Raw genomic sequence first — 3,572 nt, 5'->3', positions numbered from 1 at the left:
CTCCACCGTGATGCGTACGCGTCTGCCGCGTACGCATCACGGTGGAGGTCGTCCTTGGCGCGCTGCCAGGAGTCGTCGGCGTAAGGCTGCTGCTCGCGGTTGTCGGTCATGGATATGAGCTTGGACACTTACCATGAGAGATTCCTGAGTGCCCGCTGAGAAGCCCGACAGAACCCCGTATGCCCGATATAAAGAAGCTCGGGGCGAGACTACGCGCAGCCGCAGGACCGGCGGATCACCAGCGCCGAAGGGAACTGCTTCAGCCGCTCCCGGCGCGATCCGGCCACCCTCAGCGCATCGTCCAGTACGAGATCCACCGCGGCCCGCGCCATCGCGGGCCGGTCCGAGGACACCGTGGTCAGCGGCGGGTCCGTCAGCGCGGCTTCCTTCACGTCGTCGAAGCCGGCCACGGCCAGCTCGCCGGGCACGTCGATACGGAGCTCGCGCGCGGCCCGCAGCACACCGATCGCCTGGTCGTCCGTGGAGCAGAAGATCGCCGGGGGCCGGTCGGGCCCCGCGAGCAGCTCCAGGCCCACCTTGTAGGCGTCGTAGCGGTTGTACGGGGCCTGGAAGAGCCGCCCCTCGATGGAGCGGCCCGATTCCTGCATCGCCCGGCGCCAGCCCTCGACGTGGTCGGCGACCGGGTCGCCGACGGCCGGGGTGTTCTCGATGCCGCCGAGGCAGGCCACGTACTCGTAACCGTGTTCGAGCAGGTGGCGGGTGGCGAGCTGCGCGCCGCCGATGTCGTCCGTGACGACCGCGACGTCGTCGATCGCCTCGGGGCGCTCGTGCAGCAGCACGACCCGCGCGTCCCAGGCCTCGATCTCGGAGGCGGCGCGCTCGCTCATGCCCATGGAGACCAGGATCAGCCCGGAGACCCGCATGCCCAGGAAGGCGCGGAGGTAGTGGACCTCGCGCTCGTCGCGGTAGTCGGAGTTGCCGACCAGGACCATCTTTCCGCGCTCGGCGGCGGCCTGTTCGACCGCGTGCGTCATCTCCGCGAAGAACGGCTGCCGCGCGTCCGGCACGATCATGCCTATGAGGTCGGTCCGCCGCGAGGCCATGGCCTGGGCGACCCGGTCGGGCCGGTACCCCAGCTCCTTGATCGCGGCAAGTACCCGCTCGCGCGTGGCCGGGGCGACCGGCCTCGGTCCGTTGTTGATGACATAGCTGACGACAGCGGTGGAAGTACCCGCCAGTCGTGCCACATCGTCCCGCGTCACCTTGGCCACGCGCGGCAGTCTACGCGGATGGACTTACCTTTTTGCAGGTCGTACGGAAGGTTCCTGTGAGGCCACTGTGGCGGGTGATGCGACGGGTGCGGAGACCGGTCCGGGGACGGGTGGGGACACCGGTGCGGACACCGGTGCGGACACCGGTCCGGAGACGGGTGAGGAGACCGGGACGTAGTCCTCTGTCCGGGGTGCCGGAGCGGCCGCCCTCGCCCGCGCCTCGTCCGCCGCCCGCTCGACCTTCTCGGGCGTCACGAAGCGGTAGCCGACATTACGGACCGTGCCGATCAGCGACTCGTGCTCGGGGCCGAGCTTGGCGCGCAGCCGCCGTACATGGACGTCGACCGTCCGCGTACCGCCGAAGTAGTCGTAGCCCCAGACCTCCTGGAGCAACTGGGCGCGGGTGAAGACCCGGCCCGGGTGCTGCGCCAGGTACTTGAGGAGCTCGAATTCCTTGAAGGTCAGGTCCAGGACCCGGCCCTTGAGCTTGGCGCTGTACGTCGCCTCGTCCACGGAGAGGTCGCCGTTGCGGATCTCCATCGGGGAGTCGTCCGCGGTGATCTGCTGGCGGCCCGTCGCGAGGCGCAGACGCGCCTCGACCTCGGCCGGTCCCGCGGTGTCCAGCAGTACGTCGTCGATGCCCCAGTCGGCGGTGACGGCCGCCAGGCCGCCCTCGGTGACGACGAGGATCAGCGGACAGCCGGGGCCCGTGGAGCGCAGCAGCTGGCAGAGGCTGCGGACCTGAGGGAGGTCGCGCCTGCCGTCGATCAGGATGACGTCGGCACCAGGGGTGTCGACGAGAGCGGGGCCCTCGGCGGGGGCGACCCGCACGCTGTGCAGCAGAAGGCCGAGGGCGGGGAGCACCTCCGTCGACGGCTGGAGTGCATTGGTCAGGAGCAGCAGAGAACTCATCGCGCCCCACCTGCCGTGGTCGTCGTATTCAAGTTGTGCACGGTTTGCTCGCCCATTACGTCGGTTCCTCCTCGGTCCCTGCGAGGACGTACTGCGGCACTGCTTCGTACGTGTACTGCATTCACTGCGTGCGGCTCTCGCGCCCTGAGAGCCTTTGTTCACCTGCTCGTAACAACGACCAGGAAACACAAAAGGACCCGGGGGCTTCGCTGCCCAGGTCCTCTTCCCAGCAGAATAGCCCACATGAGTTCCGCGGCAGAGACCCCTTTGACCAGTTCATTTGTTTCCTTGATCACGCCAGGGGTCCGGCGAGCGGTGCTCCTGACCGACGACGGCGTCCGTATCGAGGCGGTGTACGAGCCGTGTACGGCCGGGGTCGGCGAGACCGCGGTCGTCATCGCGCACGGTTTCACCGGGTCGGTGGAGAGGCCGGCCGTGCGGCGGGCCGCCGGGGTGTTCGCCCAGTACGCGGCCGTGATCACGTTCTCGTTCCGGGGCCATGGATCGTCCGGCGGGCGCTCGACGGTCGGCGACCGCGAAGTGCTCGACCTGGCGGCCGCGGTGAGGTGGGCACGCTCGCTCGGATACGGGCGGGTGGTGACCGTGGGCTTCTCGATGGGCGGCTCCGTCGTGCTCCGGCACGCGGCACTCCACGGTTCCGCGCACGGGGGGCGCACAGGGGCACGGATTGACGCCGTGGCCTCGGTGAGCGCCCCCGCCCGCTGGTACTACCGCGGTACGGCACCCATGCGGCGGCTCCACTGGGTGGTGACGCGGCCCCTGGGGCGGCTGGTGGGGCGGTTCGGTTTCCGTACGCGGATCCATCCGGAGGACTGGGACCCGGTGCCGCTGTCGCCGGTCGAGTCGGTGCCGCTGATCGCGCCGACGCCGCTGCTGATCGTGCACGGGGACCAGGACCCGTACTTCCCGCTGGACCATCCGCGGATGCTGGCGGGGGCGGGGCCGGCCGAACTCTGGGTCGAGCGGGGCATGGGACACGCGGAGAACGCGGCCGACGAGGCGCTGCTGCGGCGGATCGCTGCATGGCTGGTCGCGGGGTAGCGGCATCATGGGGGGCGGCGCGACGCCGATCGAAGAAGGAGTACCTATGGCAGCGGGGACCATCCGCTACTGGGCCGCGGCGAAGGCCGCGGCAGGGGTTGCCGAGGAGCCGTACACCGCGGGGAACCTCGCGGAGGCGCTCGACGCGGCGCGTCTGCTGCACCCGGGTGAGTTCGGCCGCGTACTGCTGCGGTGTTCGTTTCTCGTTGACGGCGATCCCGTCGGAAAGCGCGAGCATGAGACCGTACGGCTTGCCGAGGGCGGCACGGTCGAGGTGCTCCCGCCGTTCGCAGGAGGGTGACCACCGCTCATGAGTGACCAGTACGAGCAGCAGTATCCGTACGGGCAGCCGCAGCAGCCGCAGCC

4 protein-coding genes are annotated in these 3,572 nt (G+C 69.9%); 2 read left to right on the top strand and 2 right to left on the bottom strand.

What is annotated here, in order from left to right:
- Window positions 1-209: 209 nt before the first annotated feature.
- Window positions 210-1,232: a LacI family DNA-binding transcriptional regulator gene (locus J0695_RS32820; protein WP_206968347.1), complete on the bottom strand. Its 1,023-nt coding sequence runs from the start codon at window positions 1,230-1,232 to the stop codon at window positions 210-212.
- A gap of 24 nt (window positions 1,233-1,256) precedes the next feature.
- Complete coding sequence (locus J0695_RS32815; RefSeq protein WP_242553504.1) at window positions 1,257-2,144, bottom strand: response regulator transcription factor; 888 nt, start codon at window positions 2,142-2,144, stop codon at window positions 1,257-1,259.
- 243 nt (window positions 2,145-2,387) lie between these two features.
- Here J0695_RS32815 and J0695_RS32810 point away from each other — a divergent pair, with 243 nt between their 5' ends.
- Both J0695_RS32810 and J0695_RS32805 read left to right on the top strand, forming a co-directional pair.
- Window positions 2,388-3,206, top strand: a complete 819-nt coding sequence (locus J0695_RS32810) for an alpha/beta hydrolase (protein ID WP_206968344.1) — start codon at window positions 2,388-2,390, stop codon at window positions 3,204-3,206.
- A gap of 46 nt (window positions 3,207-3,252) precedes the next feature.
- Window positions 3,253-3,507 carry a MoaD/ThiS family protein gene (locus J0695_RS32805; protein ID WP_206968342.1) on the top strand — a complete coding sequence of 85 codons (255 nt, stop codon included), beginning with the start codon at window positions 3,253-3,255 and terminating at the stop codon, window positions 3,505-3,507.
- Window positions 3,508-3,572: the final 65 nt, after the last annotated feature.

It is taken from the genome of Streptomyces beijiangensis, from assembly GCF_017315755.1.
In the GTDB taxonomy this organism is placed as follows: Bacteria; Actinomycetota; Actinomycetes; order Streptomycetales; family Streptomycetaceae; genus Streptomyces; species Streptomyces beijiangensis.
The sequence above is the reverse complement of the archived record's forward strand: the minus strand, read 5'-3'. Positions and strand labels throughout refer to the sequence as shown.